Origin of the sequence: Xanthobacter autotrophicus ATCC 700552, from assembly GCF_043194565.1 — a bacterium.
Lineage (GTDB): Bacteria > Pseudomonadota > Alphaproteobacteria > Rhizobiales > Xanthobacteraceae > Xanthobacter > Xanthobacter autotrophicus_F.
The window spans coordinates 1-18,708 of the sequence record NZ_JBAFVS010000024.1 but is presented as its reverse complement, the minus strand read 5'-3'; the positions used below and the strand labels follow the sequence as shown (position 1 = coordinate 18,708).

Annotated in this window: 16 protein-coding genes and 2 pseudogenes; 15 read left to right on the top strand and 3 right to left on the bottom strand. The window is 66.4% G+C overall.

The annotated features are described in order from the left end of the window. Positions 1-50 precede the first annotated feature (50 nt). Positions 51-218: pseudogene (locus V5F48_RS20020) on the bottom strand (transposase domain-containing protein); the annotation flags it as partial. 92 nt (positions 219-310) lie between these two features. Between V5F48_RS20020 and V5F48_RS20015 the strand changes: the two are divergent. The 3 genes and pseudogenes from V5F48_RS20015 to V5F48_RS20005 all read left to right on the top strand — a co-directional run. Then, positions 311-2,260: a sigma-54-dependent Fis family transcriptional regulator gene (locus tag V5F48_RS20015; RefSeq protein ID WP_394025575.1), complete on the top strand. Its 1,950-nt coding sequence runs from the start codon at positions 311-313 to the stop codon at positions 2,258-2,260. Between the two features lie 216 nt (positions 2,261-2,476). After that, positions 2,477-3,469: an IS481 family transposase gene (locus V5F48_RS20010; protein WP_394025576.1), complete on the top strand. Its 993-nt coding sequence runs from the start codon at positions 2,477-2,479 to the stop codon at positions 3,467-3,469. Positions 3,470-3,494: 25 nt separating this feature from the next. Then, a pseudogene (locus V5F48_RS20005) lies at positions 3,495-4,141 on the top strand (transposase); the annotation flags it as partial. Here the strand turns inward: V5F48_RS20005 and V5F48_RS20000 are convergent. Beyond that, complete coding sequence (locus tag V5F48_RS20000) at positions 4,088-4,825, bottom strand: ABC transporter substrate-binding protein (protein WP_394260136.1); 738 nt, start codon at positions 4,823-4,825, stop codon at positions 4,088-4,090. The pseudogene V5F48_RS20005 and the gene V5F48_RS20000 overlap by 54 nt on opposite strands. A gap of 479 nt (positions 4,826-5,304) precedes the next feature. Between V5F48_RS20000 and V5F48_RS19995 the strand changes: the two genes are divergently transcribed. Then, positions 5,305-6,522: an ABC transporter substrate-binding protein gene (locus V5F48_RS19995; RefSeq protein ID WP_394025605.1), complete on the top strand. Its 1,218-nt coding sequence runs from the start codon at positions 5,305-5,307 to the stop codon at positions 6,520-6,522. A gap of 70 nt (positions 6,523-6,592) precedes the next feature. Here V5F48_RS19995 and V5F48_RS19990 read toward each other — a convergent pair whose 3' ends face one another. Further along, the gene (locus V5F48_RS19990; protein WP_394025578.1) at positions 6,593-8,032 is read right to left on the bottom strand and encodes a sigma-54 interaction domain-containing protein; all 1,440 of its coding nucleotides are present in this window, start codon (positions 8,030-8,032) and stop codon (positions 6,593-6,595) included. Positions 8,033-8,397: 365 nt separating this feature from the next. Here V5F48_RS19990 and V5F48_RS19985 point away from each other — a divergent pair, with 365 nt between their 5' ends. From V5F48_RS19985 to V5F48_RS19935, 11 genes are all read left to right on the top strand, one after another. After that, positions 8,398-9,654: a CaiB/BaiF CoA transferase family protein gene (locus V5F48_RS19985; RefSeq protein ID WP_394260123.1), complete on the top strand. Its 1,257-nt coding sequence runs from the start codon at positions 8,398-8,400 to the stop codon at positions 9,652-9,654. Positions 9,655-9,707: 53 nt separating this feature from the next. Beyond that, a complete protein-coding gene (locus V5F48_RS19980) occupies positions 9,708-10,487 on the top strand; it encodes an enoyl-CoA hydratase-related protein (protein ID WP_394025580.1) in 780 nt (259 codons plus the stop codon). Between the two features lie 10 nt (positions 10,488-10,497). Continuing rightward, positions 10,498-12,183 carry a class I adenylate-forming enzyme family protein gene (locus V5F48_RS19975; protein ID WP_394260122.1) on the top strand — a complete coding sequence of 562 codons (1,686 nt, stop codon included), beginning with the start codon at positions 10,498-10,500 and terminating at the stop codon, positions 12,181-12,183. A gap of 1 nt (position 12,184) precedes the next feature. Beyond that, positions 12,185-12,949: an enoyl-CoA hydratase/isomerase family protein gene (locus tag V5F48_RS19970; protein WP_394260121.1), complete on the top strand. Its 765-nt coding sequence runs from the start codon at positions 12,185-12,187 to the stop codon at positions 12,947-12,949. Between the two features lies 1 nt (position 12,950). After that, entirely contained in the window at positions 12,951-13,694 is a 744-nt protein-coding gene (locus tag V5F48_RS19965) for an SDR family NAD(P)-dependent oxidoreductase (protein WP_394025583.1), read from the top strand. 8 nt (positions 13,695-13,702) lie between these two features. Next, a complete protein-coding gene (locus V5F48_RS19960; RefSeq protein WP_394260120.1) occupies positions 13,703-14,869 on the top strand; it encodes an acyl-CoA dehydrogenase family protein in 1,167 nt (388 codons plus the stop codon). Between the two features lie 8 nt (positions 14,870-14,877). Next, positions 14,878-15,753: a 3-hydroxyacyl-CoA dehydrogenase family protein gene (locus tag V5F48_RS19955; protein WP_394260119.1), complete on the top strand. Its 876-nt coding sequence runs from the start codon at positions 14,878-14,880 to the stop codon at positions 15,751-15,753. 4 nt (positions 15,754-15,757) lie between these two features. Next, positions 15,758-16,426 carry a 3-hydroxyacyl-CoA dehydrogenase family protein gene (locus V5F48_RS19950; protein WP_394025586.1) on the top strand — a complete coding sequence of 223 codons (669 nt, stop codon included), beginning with the start codon at positions 15,758-15,760 and terminating at the stop codon, positions 16,424-16,426. A gap of 1 nt (position 16,427) precedes the next feature. After that, the gene (locus V5F48_RS19945; protein WP_394025587.1) at positions 16,428-17,543 is read left to right on the top strand and encodes a CaiB/BaiF CoA transferase family protein; all 1,116 of its coding nucleotides are present in this window, start codon (positions 16,428-16,430) and stop codon (positions 17,541-17,543) included. Positions 17,544-17,555: 12 nt separating this feature from the next. Further along, the gene (locus tag V5F48_RS19940; protein ID WP_394260118.1) at positions 17,556-18,554 is read left to right on the top strand and encodes an NADPH:quinone oxidoreductase family protein; all 999 of its coding nucleotides are present in this window, start codon (positions 17,556-17,558) and stop codon (positions 18,552-18,554) included. Then, a partial coding sequence (locus V5F48_RS19935; protein WP_394260135.1) for a 3-hydroxyacyl-CoA dehydrogenase NAD-binding domain-containing protein occupies positions 18,554-18,708 on the top strand: 155 nt, incomplete at its 3' end. The genes V5F48_RS19940 and V5F48_RS19935, both read left to right, overlap by 1 nt.

Here is an 18,708-nt window from a genome sequence, read left to right as displayed (position 1 = left end):
CCTGGGGTCAGGGCACCGCTTACCCCGTAATCCTCCGGTGAGGGACACGGTCAGGCAGCTTTGAGCTTGTCGGCGGAGCTGGGTTGCCAGTTCCAAGGCAGGAGATCGGAGAGCCGGTTCTGCGGGGTGTCGGCGATGCGGGCGAGGACGTCGGCGAGCCAGGCCTGCGGATCGATGTCGTTGAGGCGGGCGGTGCCGATCAAACTGTACATGTAAGCGTCGGGACCCTGCGCCGGCCGGCCGCGGCCGCCGGTTTGAACAAAACCAAGAAGAAGATCGCGGCGGTTCGGCTAAGAATTGGGAGGAACTGATGATTCCGGCCTCGATCGTCCCGGAGATTGCGCCGACTTCGGAGGTGGACATCCGCTCGACCATCCGCGCTTGGGAGGACTTCCTTTCCGGAAAGGAGGAAGATCTCCTGAAAGTCCGCCGGGTGGTGAGTCGCTCATGGCGGCGGTCGCTAGCGGCCGGCGTGGACCCGTCCATGATGCGGGCGCCGCGGCCGGCCGAGAGCGACGCGCTCTGGCGCCAGCGCCGTTGCGCGCGCCTGCTGGTGGAAGCCAGCCGCCCCATCTTCGGCCGGCTCGATCCGCTGCTCAACAACACCCAGAGCATCCTGCTCCTGGCCGATGCCCGCGGACTGGTGCTGGACCTCATCGGCGATCCCCATACCCGCGAGCTCGGCCGCGAGGCGCATATCGATTCCGGCGCCACCTGGAGCGAGGGCAACAGCGGCACCAATGCCATCGGCACCGCGCTCGCCGACAACGTGCCGGTGCAGATCCACGCCAGCGAGCATTTCTGCGCGGCGGTGAAGAGCTGGACCTGCGCCGCCGCCCCGGTCCACGATCCCCTGGACGGGGAGCTGATGGGCATCTTCGACATATCGGGGCCGAGGGGAACGGTGCATCCCCTTTGTCTCGCCCTGGCCATGTCCGCGGCGGGGGAGGCCCGCGCCGTCCTCGCCCAAAGATATGCCCTTGAGGAATATCATCTCTCCGCATGGCTGGAGGGCCGCATGGCGCTGTCGGGCGCCGACGCGGTGGTGCTGCTGGACCGCAAGGGGCGCTTCGTGCGCGCCCTCGGGCCCACGACGAGGGTGCGGGAGCTGATGCGCCGCGTCGGCCAGGACGGCGCGCCCACGCGGCAGGCCAAGCTGCTGGAGCCCCAGGGTGGCGCCTTCCGCGCGCCCTTCTGGGCCCCCGGCGTGGAGATGGAGACCCTGGAGGACGGCGGCGACTGCCTCGGCGCCATGCTCGTCCTTCCCGCCGACGGCGGGGGCGCCCGCGCGTCCCGGCCGTCGCCCGCCGCCGCGACGCCGGACCGCAGCGATCCGTTCTGGCAGATCGCCGGGCGGTCCGCGGCCATGCAGCCGGTGGTGGCGCGGGCCCGGCAGATCGCGCGCATCGCCGCCCCGGTGCTGATCCTCGGCGAGACCGGAACCGGCAAGGAGGTCATGGCGCGCGCCATCCACGCCGCGTCGCCTCAGGCCAGGGGGCCGTTCGTCGCCGTCAACTGCGCCACCCTCAGCCGCGAGCTGGCGGCCAGCGAGCTGTTCGGCTACGCCCCGGGCGCCTTTACCGGCGCGCGGTGGGAGGGGCGCGCCGGCTTCTTCGAGCTGGCCGACCAGGGCACGCTGTTCCTGGACCAGCTTGGCGACATGCCGCTCGACGTGCAGGGCCATTTCCTGCGGGTGCTGGAGCAGGGCAGCGTCCAGCGGGTGGGCGGCGGCGACGAGAGGACCGTCGGCGTGCGGGTGATCGCAGCCACCAACGTGCAGCTCAAGGCGGCGGTGGATGCCGCCAGCTTCCGCGCCGGTCTGTTCTTCCGGCTCAATGTCGGTCAGATCACGCTCATCCCCCTGCGCGAGCGCCGCAACGATTTGCCCGAGCTGGCGGAAGCCCTCCTGGAGCGCATCCGGCTGCGCTACCACATGCCCGGGCTTGCGCTCGACGCGCCGATCATTGCGGCCTTCCGGGCCTATGACTGGCCCGGCAACATCCGCGAGCTGGCCAACGTGCTGGAGGGCATGGCCGCCCTGTCCGAGGGGGAGGAGCTGACCATCGACCTGCTGCCGCCGGCGCTCGCGGAGGCGGCGGGCGCCCGCGCCGACAACCTCAGCACCCTGCGCATGAGCGAGCGGGAGCTGATCCTGCGCTGCCTGCGGGACAATAGCGGCAACCGGACGCAGACCGCCCGGCAGCTGGGCGTCGCCAAGAGCACGCTCTACGACAAGATGAAGCTCTACCGCATCAGCTGACCCGCAGGCGACCGCCGTGCCCGTCGCCACCGACAGTGGGCACGATAGGGCTGAGGGACAGAGCGCGGACCGTATTGCACCGCCGTGGCCAGGCAGGTTTTGACCGAGACCGACACTTACTCATCGTAGAAATTTAGGGCAGTTTCAGCCCAGCACTAGATGTTTGATCCCGGGCTTTGATGGTGCAATCTCGACGCATGAATGGAGGGACGCGCTATGGGGCAGGTTCTTCACGGGAGCGCCACGACGACTGAGGCAATCCGTCGAGCGATACAGCATAGTCAAGCGAGCCTGAGGGCGCTGGCGAAGCGCTATGGCATCAACCAGAAGACGGTCGCGAAGTGGAAGAAGCGGACGTCGGTGGCTGATGTGCCGACCGGGCCGAAGAACCCGACCTCGACCGTGTTGTCGGTCGAAGAGGAGGCGGTGATCGTCACCTTTCGGAAGCACACCCTGCTGCCGCTCGACGATTGCCTGTATGCGCTGCAGCCGACGATCCCGACGCTGACGCGCTCGTCCCTGCATCGCTGCCTTCAGCGTCATGGGATCAGCCGATTGCCCGAGGTTGAGGGCGAACAGCCCGCAAAGACGAAGTTCAAGAGCTACCCGATTGGCTTCTTCCACATCGATCTCGCCGAGGTGCGGACCGCCGAGGGCAGGCTCTACATGTTTGTCGCCATCGACAGGACCAGTAAGTTCGCCTTTGTCGAGCTTCATCGGCAAGCCAAACAGCGCACCGCAGGCGACTTCTTGCGGCGGTTGATCGAAGCGGTCCCCTACAAGATCCACACCATCCTGACCGACAACGGCCTCCACTTCACGACGCCGGGCGCCGGTGGCTCAGCGGTACCGCTGATCCGGGAGGCCATGGCGAAGGGAGAGCGGTTCCGCGCCCATGCCTTCGAATACGCCTGCGCCCAGGCCGATATCGACCACCGCACCACCAAGCCGAAACATCCTTGGACGAATGGCCAGGTCGAGCGGATGAACCGCACGATCAAGGATGCAACCGTCAAGCGCTACCACTATGACGACCACGACCAACTCGAGCGGCACCTCGCCGACTTCGTCAGCGCCTACAACTTCGGCCGGCGGCTCAAGACCCTGAAGGGTCTCACGCCCTACGAGTTCATCTGCAAACGTTGGACGATCGAGCCCGAAAACTTCACGCTAAATCCGATCCATCAAATGCCGGGACTAAACATCTAGGGGGTAGTGACGATTTAAGGATTTGGTCTACCCGGCCGACGTCGCACTCGTTTTCCCCGTGTCGGGACGCGGCCGGCCCCGCAAGAACCAGGTCCCCGACCAGCTCTCCGTGTCCGCCGAGACGGTGCTGACCGGCGCGCGATGGCGCAAGGTCTCCTGGCGGCGCGGCTCCAAGGGACCGTTGAGCGCACGCTTCGCGGCCTGCCGCATCGGCGTCGCGGATGGGCCGCCTCAGCACATCCTTGACAAGGGCCAGCAGCACATGCCGGGGGAGGAAGCCTGGCTCGTGGGCGAGTGGCGGTCTTCGGGCGAGCGCAAATACTATCTGTCCAACCTGCCGGCCGGGGTTTCTCTGCGAAAGCTGGCGGCCGCCATCAAGGCGCGCTGGGTGTGCGAGCAGGCCCATCAGCAAATGAAGGAGCAACTCGGCCTCGACCGCTTCGAGGGGCGCTCCTGGCGCGGCCTCCACCGTCACGCCCTGATGACCATGATCGCTTACGCCTTCCTGCAGCATCGGCGTCTGATGCAGGCTGGGGGAGAAAAAAGTTTCCGAAAGGGACCGCCTCAGCCGACCCTGCCTCAGGTCCGCAGAGCCGTCATCAGGGCCATCACCTCACCCTATTCACCCCCAGCGATCCGCAAGTGCTCGCAACAGCTTTGCGGCGCCATGCCCCCGACCTGGTGCGGCTCGGTCTCGAGACAGGTCCGTTGACGCCCTGGCTCTATCACACCCTCAAGGAACTCGGCCTCCCGATCATCGGAGACCTGCGCCTGGAGCAGGAACGACGAAAAATCCGAGGTGCCGATCGGCGCACGCACCTTACCGACCATCTTTCCACCGTTCTCCAGCACGATTTTCTCGGTGTCCCACTCCAGCGAATGACCGAAGGTGTAGTCCGCGGTCAGGAAGAACCACGTATCACCGCCAGTTTTCACCAGCGCCTTGCCGGTGCCGTTGGCAAACAACCATGTATCGCTCGTCCAGTGGACGGTGTTGGGCGAGCAGGCCTTCCCGGTCAGATCCGATGTCGCCGGACCGGAGGCGAGGACAACCTTGTTCTTGTCGCGGCTGATCTGACTGACCGCCAGGGCCGCAGCGGAATTTAAGAGGTCCGTGATGGCGTCGATGCCTTCAGTATCGTACCATTTCAGGGCCGTGTTCGCGGCGATGTCCGCCTTGTTCTGGTGGCCGGCCGCGACGATCTCGATGGTCCATCCCTTCTTCGCCAGGCCCGAATCCTCAATCGCTAGGCGCGCGGCCACGACAGATCCCATTCCGCCGCTATCGGCATAGGGTCCCGACAGGTCACTCAGGACACCGATCTTCACTGTTCGTGCCGTCGAGTTTTGCGCCATCGCCTGGAGGGCATGAAGACAAGCCAATGCGCCGGCGAGAAACAACAACTTCTTCACTCGCATGACGTTTCCTCCTGCTATGTCCGCCCGATTGTGCTTTTGGTGCATTCCCCTGTGAGCGACTGTCTTGTCGGTCAAGGGGTTTGTTCTCGCCATGGATGTCGGCGTGACGGTCAGCGGTTGTCCGTGAGAGGGACACCCAATCGGCGCCATCTGAGCGGAGGCGATACTCGAAGGCGCGAGGTCAAAGAGCCAAGCACACGAGGGGTTGCCAGCGGCTGGTGGTCTCCGGAAGGCCACTCCCTTCTTGGAAATGGTGTCTCCAGTGACTACACAAAAAATCTCTATGTCGGAAAAAAGGCTAATTAAAACAATATATTATAAAGTGGCCTAAATATTGCTGTGGTGATCTCATCAATCACCGGCGCCAAAGTGTGCGCCGCCAAAAGTGAAGGAGGACGCCAGTGAATTTTCTCCCCATCCGTGCCAGCTTCGGCGCAGCTGCACTCGCAGCAGCCGTTGCGGTGTCTCCGGCCCCGCTCTCTGCGCAAAATAATAACGATAGCTCGGTGAAGATTGGCGCCATCGTCGATATGACCGGCGTTTACTCGCGCCATGGCGGCCCCGGCGTCGTCGCGGCGGTAAAGATGGCCGTTGAGGATTTCGGCGGCAAGGTGAACGGCCAGCCCATCGAGGTGGTTTCAGCGGATTATCAGAACAAGGTGGACGTGACCTCGGGCATCGCCCGGCGCTGGTTCGATACCGAAGGAGTCGACATGGTCGTCGAGTCCACGGACAGCGCATCCGCGCTCGCCTTGTTCCGTCTCGGCGAAGAGAGGAAGCGCGTTATCATCGGCGCCGGTTCCGCGACCACCGGCCTCACCAATGCCGGCTGCATGCCCTATGGCATCCACTATGTGTACGACACCTACGCGCTTGCCACGGGGACCGGCTCGGCCATCGTGAAGGAAGGCGGCAAGAACTGGTTCTTCATCACTGCCGACTATGCCTTCGGCCATGCGCTCGAAGCCGACACGTCCCGCGTCGTGCTCGCCGATGGCGGCAAGGTGCTGGGCAGTGTGCGCGCCCCGCTCTCCTCGACGGACTTCTCCTCCTACCTGCTTCAGGCGCAATCCTCCAAGGCGCAGGTGATCGGCCTCGCCAATGCGGGCGGTGACTTCGTCAATTCAGTCAAGCAGGCCAGCGAGTTCGGCATCACCCAGGGCGGCCAGAGCCTTGCCGCCATGCTGGTGTTCATCAACGACATCAAGGCCCTCGGTCTTCCGGTGGCGCAGGGACTGAAGTTCACCGATGGCTATTACTGGGACCGGAATGACGAAAGCCGCGCCTTCGCGAAGAAGTACTATGCGCGGATGAAGGCCCAGCCCTCCATGGTCCAGGCGGGCGCCTATTCCGCCACCATGCACTATCTGAAGGGCGTCCAGGCCATCGGGTCCGACGATGCGCAGAAGGTGACGGACTGGATGAAGGCCAACCACATCAACGATTTCTTCGCCAAGGACGGCGTCATCCGGGCCGATGGCCGCATGGTGCACGACATGTATCTGGTGGAGGCCAAGAAGCCCGAGGAATCCAAGAATGAATGGGACCTCATGAAGGTGCTGCGCACGATCCCCGGCGATGAAGTCTTCCAGCCGTTGGACAAGTCCACCTGCAAGCTGGTGAAGAAGGGCTGAAGGGGGCAAAGCCGCAAAGAGGGACGTCAAGTCCCGCGCCGCCAGGCCCATTCCGCGCGATCCCTCCCACTTATGGGCGAGAGGACATCTCGCCTAGTTTTTTATAAAGATAAGATCGGGAGATCCCCAGCTCTGCGGCGACCTTCTTCTTGTTGCCTTTGTGGCGGTCCAGCGCCTCCCGGATCAGCGCATACTCCATGTTTCCCACGGTCTCTCGGATGGTCGTCGCGCTCGATGCCTCCGGAACGGTAGCGTTCACTGCCTCCCCCGGCATGTCGTCGAGGTCGCGGAAGTTCGCCAACGTCAATTCGCCGCCGTCGGCGAAGATCATGGCCCGTCGCACCTCATGGTGAAGTTGGCGCACGTTTCCGGGCCAGGGAAGCGTCTGGAGCATCTGCACCGCCTTGGGATGAACGCGGTGGATCTTCGAGTCGATACGCGGGCCGATGCGCTGCACGAAATGCTTCACCAGCAGGGGAATGTCGGAGGCGCGCTCGCGCAGGGGCGGCACGCGCAGTGTCACGCCGTTGATGCGGAAATAAAGGTCGGCGCGGAACGCCTCCTCGGCGATCAGGCGCCTCAGATCCCGGTTGGTGGCACTGATGAGCCGGAAGTTGGTGGAGCGGCTGCGGTTGGAGCCAACCCGCTCGAATACACCGTTCTCGATGACCCGCAGAAGCTTGACCTGCGTTTCCATCGGCATGTCGCCGATCTCGTCCAGGAACAGGCTGGTGCGGTCCGCCATCTCGAACTTGCCGGCCCGCCCCTCGCGCCGCGCGCCGGTGAACGCGCCGGCCTCGTAGCCGAACAATTCGCTCTCCACCAGGTTGGCCGGCAGCGCGCCGCAATTGACCACCACCATGGGCCGCTCCATCCGGCGGCTCAGATTGTGGATGGCATGGGCCACGAGCTCCTTGCCCGATCCGCTCTCGCCGGAGACGAATATCGGCACATCGAGGGGCGCCACCTTGCGGATGTCCTCCTTCAGGCGGCGGATGGAGTCGCTCTCGCCGACGATCTCGTCGAGGCCGAAGGTGCGGTGGCGCAGGCCCGCCAGCTCCTTTTTGTAGTAGTCCACCTCGGCGCGCAGCGTGGAGATCTGGCGGGACAGCTCGTGGACCTCCTCCGGAGCCTTGAACATGACCCGGCCGATAGCGCCGACCAATTCGCCATCGTGATGGATGGGAATTCGATTCACCACCCGCGTGACGTCCCGCATCTCCTGCACCTGGCCGATCTCGGCATTGCCGGTCCGGGCCACCACGTGCAGCCGGGTGTTCTGGATCACCTCCTGCACCGGGCGTCCCAGCGCTCCACCGCGCTCGAAGCCAAAGAAGCGCTCGTGCACCGGGCTCACATAGCGCAGCACCGCGGCGCGATCCACGACCGTGATACCCTCGTAGGGATTGGTGAGGAAGTGGTTGAGGATATCGAAGGCGATGTCCACGCTGAGGACAAAGTCCACCAGTGTGGACGCCTTGTCCTCGGGATGAACAAGGGCGGCAGTCATGCCGTCGCCGGTTTGGCCGCAGACGACCACGTAAGCCGCATCACCCAAGGAGACAGTAAAGAGTCTTCTCCCCTTGGCTGCACCGCGGACATGAGTGCGAACCTCCTCCGCAAGCCCGGAAGCCCGGAGTCGATGAGAAGCGAAAGCCAGCGTCCCGGCGCGGTCGACGATAACGATCTCTAGTGGCGTCGCCATCCCAGTCTCAATTTTGTATTTCTTGAGGACACAATGAGTATTCCAGTGTCCAATCTAGAAACATCTAGCAGGCAAAATTCGCAGAACGCAAGCGGCAAATGCGGGGAGTTTCGTCCGATTCCAAGTCTTGGCACGGGCCTTGCTGCAGCGGTGCGGCGAGGATCGTACCAATGATGAAAATAGCTCCCCTTCCCGCTGAAGACCTCCCTGGCTCGAACCTGCCCGAGGGGCACGTCAACGAGTCGTTCCGGATTCTCTCGGACGTCCGGGTGGTTGACCTCACCACCTCAATCGCCGGGCCCTACGCCACGATGCTGCTTTCGGATTTCGGCGCCGAGGTCGTCAAGGTGGAGCGCCCATCCGGCGACGACGCCCGCCATTGGGGGCCTCCTTTCCTGGAGGACGAATCCCTGTGGTTCCTGGCCGTGAACCGCAACAAGAAGAGCCTCGCCCTCGACTATTCCAGCCCAGGCGGGCGGCAGGTGCTGGCCGACCTCATCGATACCGCAGACGTGGTGGTGACCAACCAACTCGGGAGCGTGCAGAAGAAGCTCGGTCTCGATGCCGCCAGCCTGCGCGCGACCCGCCCGCGTCTCATCCACGTCTCACTCACCGGTTTCGGCCTGTCCGGCCCACGGGCCGGCCTGCCCTGCTACGACCTCATCGCCGAGGGCTACAGCGGCGTCATGGACCTCACCGGCCCGGCCGAGGCCGAGCCGCAGAAGGTCGGCGCCCCCGCCGCGGACATGCTGGCCGGCGCCGATGCCGCCATGGCGGTGCTGGCCGCCCTGCATCGCCGCGCCGCCACCGGCCAGGGCGCGAGCATCGACGTGTCGCTGACTGAGAGCATGATCCGCTTCATGTCGCCGCGCATCCTGCCCTATCTCGGTTCCGGCGAGGTGCCGCGGCGGACCGGTGGCCGCGACAGCGTGATCGCCATCTACCAGACGTTCGAGACGCAGGACCTGCCCATGACCCTCGGGCTCGGCAACGACGCCATCTGGCGGCGGTTCTGGGAGGCGGTGGACCACCCCGGGGAGGCGGACGCCGCTCATCTCGCCACCAACGCTGACCGGCGCCTGCACCGGGGGGAGATCGTCGCCCGCATCCAGGCCATCCTGCTCACCCAGCCACGCGCTGAATGGCTACACCGCTTCGCAGCCGCGAAGGTGCCCGCCGGCCCCATCTACCGTGTGGACGAGGTGGTGGCAGACGAGCATTTCCAGGCGCGCTCCACCTTCTACCGCATCACGAAAGATGGCCGCGAGGTGCCCCAGGTTGCCCTCGGCATCCACATAGACGGCGAGCCGGCCGGCTTTTTTTCGCCCCCGCCGCGGCTCGGCGAGCATTGCGAGGAGATACTGGGCGAGCTCCTCGGCTATGACGAACGGGCCATCACCGAGCTGCGGGCAAAAGGCGTCATCTGAGACCCATCACGGTCCCGCACCGAAAAAATTTCATCAGGAAGGAACGCTTACGCATGTCCTACGAGACCATTCTCTACAGCGAAGACGGCCCCGTCGGCACGATCACGCTGAACCGGCCCGATGACGGCAACATGTTCAACGCGACCATGTGCCGTGAGCTGCGCGACTGCATCGAGACCATCCGAAACGAGACCCGCACCCGCGTGACCGTGCTCACCGGCGCTGGCGAAAAGTTCTTCTGCACCGGCGGTCGCAAAGACGGACTGGAAAAGACCAACCTCTATGCCGGCGTGCTGCCGACGCTCGAGATGTACGACGCCATCGAGCGCCTCCAGAAGCCAGTGATCGCCTCCGTCAACGGCTTCGCGGTGGGCGGCGGCAACGTGCTCCAGATGGTCTGCGACCTCGCCATCGCCAAGGAAAGCGCCGTGTTCCGCCAGGTCGGGCCCATGGTGGGCTCGTTCGACGCCGGCTACGGCACCTGGTTCCTGGAGGACATCGTGGGCAAGCGCCGCGCGAAGGAGATCTGGTACCTCAACGAGAAGCTGACCGCCCAGCAGGCGCTCTCCTACGGCCTCATCAACAAGGTAGTGCCGGACGACAAGCTGGCCGAGGCCACCCGCGAGATGGCGCTCACCATCGCCGATCGCGGCCCGTTCGCCATCGCCTCGCTGAAGGCGGCCTTCTCGGCACGCCATTCGGGCGTGGGCGGACTCGCCCGCATGGCCCACGACCTCCTGCTGCGCGGCTACCTGGACAGCGACGAATCCCACGAGCTCGCCGAATCTTTCGCCCAGCGCCGCAAACCCGATCCCGCCAAGTTCGGCAAGTGAGGGCTGCCCCATGCAGCCCTCCCTTCTCACCCTGCATGATCCCGCCATCGCCCGGGCCTACTACGCCGCCGGGCAGTGGCAGGACGACACCCTCTACGGCCTTGCCGCGGCCCATGCCGTGCAGCGGCCGGACGCCTACGCCCTCGCCGATGGCTCCCGGCGTCTGACCTGGGCGGACCTGATCCGCTGGGCTGACGCCACCGCCGCCGATTTCGCCGCCGCCGGCCTCAGGCACGGCGACCGAGTGGGCGTGTGGCTCCCCAACCGGGTCGAATCGGTGATCGTGTTCCTCGCCTGCTCGCGGGCCGGGCTCGTGTGCACACCCTCGCTCCATGTGAACCACACGGTCAGCGAGATCATCACTCTCATGGAGCGGTGCGGCGCCGCCGCGCTGGTGGCCCAAATGGGCCATGGCGCTGACGCCGACCGCCACGACGTGTTCGCTGCCGCCCTTGCCCTGCCGGCCATGCGTCGGCTCTATGTGGTGGGCGGTAGCGCGCCGATCCACGCCGACCGGATCGCCGCCTTCCCGTCGGCCGACGGCCCCGCGCCGGCGACGCCCCCAGTGACGAACCCCGACAAGGTGACCTACCTCGCCTTCACCTCGGGCACCACCGGCCAGCCCAAGGGTGTGATGCACTCGGACAACACGCTCATCTCCAATGGCCGCGCCATGGTCGCGGATTGGCATGTGGGGCCGGACACGATCATCTACTCCCTGAGTCCGCAGAGCCACCACATCTCCACGGTTGCGCTAGAGCAGATGCTGGTCTCTGGCGCCGAGTTGGTTGTCAACGACGCGCCGCGCGGCCAGAGCCCGCTGGACCGCATCATCGAGACCGGCGCCACCTATGTGATGGGCGTGCCCACGCACGCCATCGACCTTCTGGGCGAGATCGAGCGGCGTGGCTTCGCCGGCATCGGCAACGTGAAGACCTTCTACCTCGCCGGCGCGGCCATCCCCATGGATGTGGCGCGGCGCTTCCTCGCCTACGGGGTCAAACCGCAGAACATCTACGGCATGACCGAGAACGGGTCGCACCAGTACACGCTGCCGGACGACGACGTCGAGACCATGGTGCGCACCTGCGGCAAGGCCTGCGCCGCCTATGAGGTGAGGATCTTCAAGGCCGACAATCACGACCTGGAGGCCGCGCCCGGCGAGATGGGCGAGATCGGCGGGCGCGGCGCCTGCCTCATGCTCGGCTATTTCGGCAACCAGCCGGCTACAGAGCAGTCGTTCAATGCGGACGGCTGGTTTATGTCCGGCGATCTCGGCCGGCTCGACCCTCAGGGCAACCTGGAAATCGTGGGCCGCTCCAAGGACCTCATCATCCGCGGCGGGCACAACATCTATCCCTCGCAGATCGAGGATCTCGCCATCCGCCACCCGTCCGCCTTCAAGGTGGCCGCGTTTCCGGTGCGCGACGACCGGCTCGGGGAGAAGGTGTGCCTCGCGGTGATCGCCAAGGACGGAACCCGCATCGCCGCTGAGGAGATGCTGGCCCACCTCTTCGAGGCCGGGCTCTCTAAGTACGACATGCCGGAATTCTACCTGGAGCTGGACGCCTTCCCCGTCACCGCCAGCGGCAAGGTGCTGAAGCGCGACATGGTGGAAATGGTCAGCGCCGGTACCCTCTCGCCGACCCCCGTGCGCTTCCGGGCGCCAGACGCGTCGCTCGCCAAAGGAGCCTGACATGGTCGACCTCGTGAGGGACGGCGCGCTCGCCGTCATCACCCTCAACCGTCCGGACGCGCTGAACGCGCTGTCCTTCGCCATCATCCGCGACATCAGCGCGGCCATCAACGAGGCGGCGGGCTGGGACATCCGGGCCCTGCTGTTCACCGGCGCGGGCGAGAAGGCGTTCTGTGCGGGTGCGGACATCAAGGAGCTGATGGGTCGTCCGCTGATGGAGGAGCGCGCCGGCGCCGAGCTCGGCCAGCGCACCTTCGCCAAACTCGACACCTTCAAGGTGCCATCCATCGCCGCCATCAACGGCTATGCCTTCGGCGGCGGTCTGGAATTGGCGATGGCCTGCACGTTCCGCGTCGCTTCGCCGAAGGCGAAGATGGGCCTGCCGGAGATCAAGCTTGGGCTCATCCCCGGCTATGGCGGCACCCAGCGCCTGCCGCGCCTCGTGGGCGAGGCGCGCGCGCTGGAGATGGTTCTCACCGGCCGCACGGTGGGCGCCGAGGAGGCCCTCACCATGGGCCTCGTCAACCGGCTGGCGGAGGGCGACGTGCTTGAGGCCGCGAAGGCCATGGCGGGCGAGTTTACCGGTCATAGCCTTCCCGCCCTTGCTTTCGCACGCGACGCAGTCCGCCGCGCGCTGGACACGCCGATCAGCGAGGGCCTGCGCATCGAGGCCGATTTGTCGACCCTCGCCTACCGCACGCAGGACGCCACCGAAGGGCTCACCGCGTTCGTCGAGAAGCGCAAGCCGAACTTCCAGGATCGCTGAGATGACACCCCTCAACATTCTCCTCACCGGCGCCAGCCGGGGCATCGGCGCCGTCGCCGCACTGGAGCTGGCCCGGCGCGGCCACCGGGTCGGCTGCGTCTCCCGCCGCGGGACCGGGCCGGAAGGCGTCGAGATCTCCGCGGAGATCCGCGAGCACCTCGTGCCGCTTAAGGGCGATGTGGGCGACGCCGCCAGCATCGCCGAGGCGATGACAGCGTTCGCGAAGACCGCCGGCTCCATCGACGGCATCGTCAACAATGCTGGCGTGCACCTCACCAACCGCTCTGAGAGCCAGCCGCTCCCCGAGTTCGAGGAGGTGCTGCGGACCAACACCACCGCTACCTTCTCGGTGTGCCAGCAAGCCTATCCGCATCTGGTGGCGGCCGGCGGCGGGCTGATCGTGAACATGGGCTCGTTCTTCGACAAGCTGGGCGTGAAGCATAACACCGCCTATTGTGCCTCCAAGGCGGCGGTGGCGGCCGTCACCCGCTGCCTGGCGGTGGAGTGGGCGCAGAAGGGCATCCGCGTGATGACGGTGGCCCCCGGCTATATCGAGACCGACTTGAACAAGGACTTCCTGGCCTCGGAGAAGACCCGCGCCTTCCTCACCGCCCGCATCCCCGTGGGCGGCCCGGCGAAGGCCGATGAGGTGGCGCGGCTCATCGCCTGCCTGTTCGACGAGAACATTCCCTTCCTGACTGGCGAAACCATCTATCTCGATGGCGGTCAGGGCATGGCCCATTGAGGACGCCGATGAACGTTATCTCCCGCCTGGACGCCCAGCTCGGTCTTCCCGAGGATGAGGCGCTTCTGCTCCAAAGCGTGCGCGATTTCGCCCGCGACGAGATCGCCCCGCGCGCGGCCCATCACGACGAGACCAAGGAGTTTCCCTGGGAGAACGTGAAGGGCATCAACGCACTCGGGCTCAACGCCATGTTCGTGCCGGAAGCCTATGGTGGCGCCGGCCTTTCGTACCTCTCCTATCTGGCCTGCGTCAGGGAGATCTCGGCAGCCTGCGCCTCCACCGGCATCATCTGGGCGACGAACTTCCACGCCATCAAGCCGTTGATCGACTTCGGCGCGGAGGAGCAGAAGCAGCGCCTGTTGCCGCGCATCGCCGAGGGCGGCCTCGCCGCGCTGGTCATCACCGAGCCCGACGCCGGCTCAGATGCCACCGGGATGCGCACGAAGTTCACGCCCGAGGGCGACGAGATCGTGGTCAACGGCTCCAAGACCTTCATTACCAACGGTGACGTGGCCGACCTCTATGTGGTCTTCGGCAAGTGGTCGGACACGGCCGACGCCAAGCAGGCGATTTCCTGTCTGATCCTCGAAAAGGGCACGCCCGGGCTCTTGATGGTGCGGCTCGAGGACAAGATGGGCCATCGCGCATCGTCCACGGCGACGCTGTCCTTCGACAATTGCCGCGTGCCGAAAGCCAATCTGCTGCGCGGGCCGGGCGAGGGGCTGAAGCTGCTGCTCGCCTCCCTAAACAAATCGCGACCTTCGGTCGGCGCCCATGCCTTGGGGATCGCGCGCGCCGCGTTTGAGGAGGCGACGGGCTACATCAACGGCCGCAAGCAATCGGGCAAGAAGATCATCGAATTCCAGGGCATCCAGTTTCTCCTCGCCGACCTCGCCAGCGAGTTGGCGCTCTGCGATTCCTGGATGATGCAGGTGGGGCGGATGGTGGATGCGGGCATCTCCGACATCGGCATCGAGGCCTCAATCTTGAAGATGCGGGCCACGGACCTCGCCATGCGGATGGCCACCGAGGCGGTCCAGCTCCACGGGGGCTATGGCTACGTCAAGGAATACAAGGTCGAGCGCCTCATGCGCGACGCCAAGATCACGCAGATCTGGGAAGGCACGAACCAGATCCATCGCCAGCTCATCGGCCGCAGCTTCATCGAGCGCTGAGAAGAACCATGACCAACAAGATCACCATCGGCGTCGCCGGCTCGGGCACCATGGGCACGGGCATCGCCATCGTCGCCGCGCGCGGCGGCTTCCCCACCATCATCTTCGACATCGACCAGGCCCGCGCCGAGGGCGCCGTCGACCAGATGAAGGCGTTCTTCGCCAAGTCCGTCCAGCGCGGCAAGCTCACCCAGGAGCAGGTGGACAAGATCATGGGCCGGGTGTCCGCCACCAGCGACATTGCCGCCATGGCGCCCTGCGGGCTCGTCATCGAGGCGATCTTCGAGGAGTTGGAAGTCAAGGGGAAGCTGTTCTCGGCGCTCAACGCGATGTGCGGACCGGACACCCTGTTCGCCTCCAACACTTCGACCCTCTCCATCACCGAGATCGCGGCGAAATCCGGGCGTGACGACCGGTTCGTGGGCATGCATTTCTGCCTGCCCGCGCAGCTCATGAAGCTGGTGGAGATGTCGCCGGGCATCAACACCTCGCCCGAGAGCTTGGAGGCGGCGTGGAAGATCTGCGAGGCCATGGGCCAGCGCCCGGTCAAGACGCAGGACGCGCCCGGCTTCATCCTCAATTACTTCCTGGTTCCCTTTAACAACGATGCCATCCGCCTCGTGGAAGAGGGCGTCGCGGAACCGGCGGAGATCGACAAGGCCATCAAGGGTGCGCTCGGCTATGCCATGGGTCCCATGGAGTTGCTCGACCTCGTGGGCCTCGACACCCAGGTGCTGCTCTGCGAGGCCTTGTATGGCGTGACGAACGAGCCGCGCGCTTCCTGCCCGCCGCTGCTGCGCCGCATGGTCGCCGCCCGCCGCCTCGGCCGCAAGACCAAGCGCGGCTTCCTGAATTACGAGACCGCCGCCATTTTCGGAGCCTGATCCCATGTCCGAGCGTCCCATGTCCGAGCGCGTGATCCAGTCCGGTGACAGCCGGTCCTTCTCCGAGCCGCACCCGTTCCTGAAGGCCGTCGAGGCCCAGGAGGGCGTGGCCGTGTTCACTGGCATCGGCGCCGGCCGGGCCTATGCCGCCCTCGCGGACAAGGCGTCCTACCGCCTCATCCTGATCGAGCTGGGCACCGAGTGCCTGGGCGTCCACACCGGCGAGGGCCGCGGCGCGGAGGGCTCCAACACCCTCGGCTTCGCCCGCTTCCGCCTGGGCGACGCCGCCCCCTCCGACCTCGTGGAGATCGTGCGCCAGCCGCACACCCCCGATGCCGTGGTGGCCACCGCCCGCGCCCTGTTCGAGGAGAACGGCCTCAAGACCGCGGTGTGCGGCGACTTCCCCGGCCGCATCGTGGACCGGCTGGTGCGCCCCTATTACAACGCCGCCCTCAACCGGCTGGATGCGAAGCTCGCCACCGCCGACGACATGGACCTGACCCTGAAGCTCGGCCTCGGCTACCCCGAAGGGCCCATCGAGCTTCTGGAGCGCACCGGCCTCGCCGCCCACCACGACGTGACGGCCGCCCTCCACGAGGCGCTCGGCAATCCCGCCTACGCGCCGGCCCGCCGCGCCCAGGTGGCCAAAGCCCGCCAGCTCAGGGGAGTGTGAGATGCGCCCCCTGGAAGGTCTCCTCGTCCTCGACTTCTCCACCCTGCTGCCCGGCCCGCTGGCGAGCCTGATCCTGGCCGAGGCCGGCGCCCGTGTGGTGAAGATCGAGCGCCCCGGACGCGGCGACGAGATGCGCACCTACGAGCCGAAGCTCGGCGAGGACAGCGTGAACTTCGTCATGCTCAACCGCGGCAAGCAGTCCATCGCCCTCGACCTGAAGGCGCCCGACGCGGTGGAGCGCCTCAAGCCTCTCCTCGCCCGCGCCGACGTCCTCGTCGAGCAGTTTCGGCCGGGCGTCATGGACCGCCTCGGCCTCGGCTATGAGGCGGTGCGCAAGATCAATCCCAAGCTCGTCTACTGCTCCATCACCGGCTGGGGCCAGACCGGCCCCAAGGCCCAGGTGGCCGCCCACGACCTCAACTACATGGCCGAGACCGGCCTGCTCGGCCTCTCCACGGGAGCGGACGGCGCCCCGGTGCTGCCGCCGGTGCTCGCCGCCGACGTGGCGGGGGGCACCTTCCCGGCGGTCATGAACATCCTGTTCGCGCTGCGCCAGCGGGACATCACCGGGCTCGGCTCTTATCTCGACGTGGCCATGGGCGACAACCTCTTCAGCTTCCTCTACTGGGGCCTCGGCTCGGGCTTCGCCGGCTCGGGCTGGCCTCAAGCGGGCCAGGAGCTGGTCACCGGCGGCTCCCCCCGCTACCAGATCTACCGCACGGCGGACGGCCGCTACCTCGCCGCCGCGCCGCTGGAGGACAAGTTCTGGGAGAACTTCACCCGCACCATCGCTTTGCCCGAGCCCCTGCGCGACCCCTCTGCGCCAGCCGACGAGGTCACCGCCGCCGTGGCCGGACTCATCGCGCAAAAGACAGCCGCCGAATGGCAGAAGGCCTTTGCCGGCCAGGACGTGTGCTGCTCCATCGTCGCCACGCTGGAGGAGGCGGTGAACGATCCCCAGGTGGCGGCGCGGCGGCTGTTTGCCCATGCGCTGAAAGCCGGCGGACGCGAGGTTCCGGCCCTGCCGGTACCCATCGCGCCCACCTTCCGGCCCGACGCCTCGCGCGGTGTTGCCCCCCGTCTGGGCGAGACCACCGACCCCCTCCTGTCCATCTGAAAGGCGTTCCCCATGCGCAGCTATCGTGTCTGGGAGCACGGCGCTCCCTCATCCATGCGCGTCGACACGCTGGCCGACCTCGTCCCGAAAGAGGGCGAGATGGTGGTGGACGTGAAGGCCGCCGGCATCAATTTCCCCGATGCGCTGGTGGTCACCGGCAAGTACCAGCTCCTGCCGGAGCGCCCCTTCACCCCCGGCAAGGACCTCGCCGGCGTGGTCCGCGCCGTCGGACCCGGCGTGAGCGGGTTCGCGCCGGGCGACCGGATCATGGCCCAGGTGGAATACGGCGCCTTCGCCGAGCAGGCGATCGTGCATCCCTCGCAGGCGTTCAGGATGCCCGTCGGGCTGTCGTTCGAGGCCGCCGCGGCCATGGGCCTCGTCTACCAGACCGCTTATTTCGCGCTGGTGGAGCGCGGCCAGTACAAGCGCGGCGAGACGGTGCTCGTGGGCGGCGCCGCCGGCGGCGTGGGGCTTGCGGCGGTGCAGATCGCCAAGGGCCTCGGGGCAAAGGTGCTGGCCGGCGTGCGCTCGTCCGAGGAGGCGGAAGTGGTGCGCGCGGCGGGCGTCGACGCGGTGATCGACCTTTCCGTGCCGGACCTGCGCGAGAGCGTGCGCACCCAGGTTCTCGCCGCCACGGACGGCCATGGCGCCGACGTGGTGCTCGACCCGCTCGGCGCGGACTTCTTCGCCGGCGCGCTGCGCGCCATGGCCTGGGGCGGGCGCCTCGTCGTCATCGGCTTCGCCGCCGGGGACATCCCCACGCTGAAGGTCAACTATTTGCTGCTCAAGAACATCGCGGTGAGCGGCCTGCAATGGAGCGACTACCGCGACCGGACCCCGGAGCGGGTGCGGCAGGTGCAGCAAGATCTGTTCGACCTGTGGCGGGCCGGCGCGGTGAAGCCGCGGATCATGCGCGACTTCGCTTTCTCGGAGCTGCCAGAGGCGCTGGACCTCGTGTCCCAAGGCAAGGTGCAGGGCAAGGCCGTGGTCCGTGTCGGGGAGGGCGCGTGATGGGTGCGCTTGCGACCGCGCAATTGGTAGCCGTTATCGGCGCTGGCGCGATGGGCTCGGGGATTGCGCAGGTGGCGGCGCAGGCGGGACATGCCGTGCGCCTCTACGACGCGCTGGACGGTGCGGCCGAGAAGGGACGGTCCGGCATCCTCGC

Bases quoted from the DNA above. Each gene is read 5' to 3' on its own strand.
- V5F48_RS19975 (WP_394260122.1), top strand. From the start codon at position 10,498: ATGCAGCCCTCCCTTCTCACCCTGCATGATCCCGCCATCGCCCGGGCC.
- V5F48_RS20015 (WP_394025575.1), top strand. From the start codon at position 311: ATGATTCCGGCCTCGATCGTCCCGGAGATTGCGCCGACTTCGGAGGTG.
- V5F48_RS19945 (WP_394025587.1), top strand. From the start codon at position 16,428: ATGCGCCCCCTGGAAGGTCTCCTCGTCCTCGACTTCTCCACCCTGCTG.
- V5F48_RS19960 (WP_394260120.1), top strand. From the start codon at position 13,703: ATGAACGTTATCTCCCGCCTGGACGCCCAGCTCGGTCTTCCCGAGGAT.
- V5F48_RS19985 (WP_394260123.1), top strand. From the start codon at position 8,398: ATGATGAAAATAGCTCCCCTTCCCGCTGAAGACCTCCCTGGCTCGAAC.
- V5F48_RS20000 (WP_394260136.1), bottom strand. From the start codon at position 4,825: ATGGCGCAAAACTCGACGGCACGAACAGTGAAGATCGGTGTCCTGAGT.
- V5F48_RS19940 (WP_394260118.1), top strand. From the start codon at position 17,556: ATGCGCAGCTATCGTGTCTGGGAGCACGGCGCTCCCTCATCCATGCGC.
- V5F48_RS20010 (WP_394025576.1), top strand. From the start codon at position 2,477: ATGGGGCAGGTTCTTCACGGGAGCGCCACGACGACTGAGGCAATCCGT.
- V5F48_RS19955 (WP_394260119.1), top strand. From the start codon at position 14,878: ATGACCAACAAGATCACCATCGGCGTCGCCGGCTCGGGCACCATGGGC.
- V5F48_RS19950 (WP_394025586.1), top strand. From the start codon at position 15,758: ATGTCCGAGCGTCCCATGTCCGAGCGCGTGATCCAGTCCGGTGACAGC.
- V5F48_RS19970 (WP_394260121.1), top strand. From the start codon at position 12,185: ATGGTCGACCTCGTGAGGGACGGCGCGCTCGCCGTCATCACCCTCAAC.
- V5F48_RS19990 (WP_394025578.1), bottom strand. From the start codon at position 8,032: ATGACTGCCGCCCTTGTTCATCCCGAGGACAAGGCGTCCACACTGGTG.
- V5F48_RS19980 (WP_394025580.1), top strand. From the start codon at position 9,708: ATGTCCTACGAGACCATTCTCTACAGCGAAGACGGCCCCGTCGGCACG.
- V5F48_RS19965 (WP_394025583.1), top strand. From the start codon at position 12,951: ATGACACCCCTCAACATTCTCCTCACCGGCGCCAGCCGGGGCATCGGC.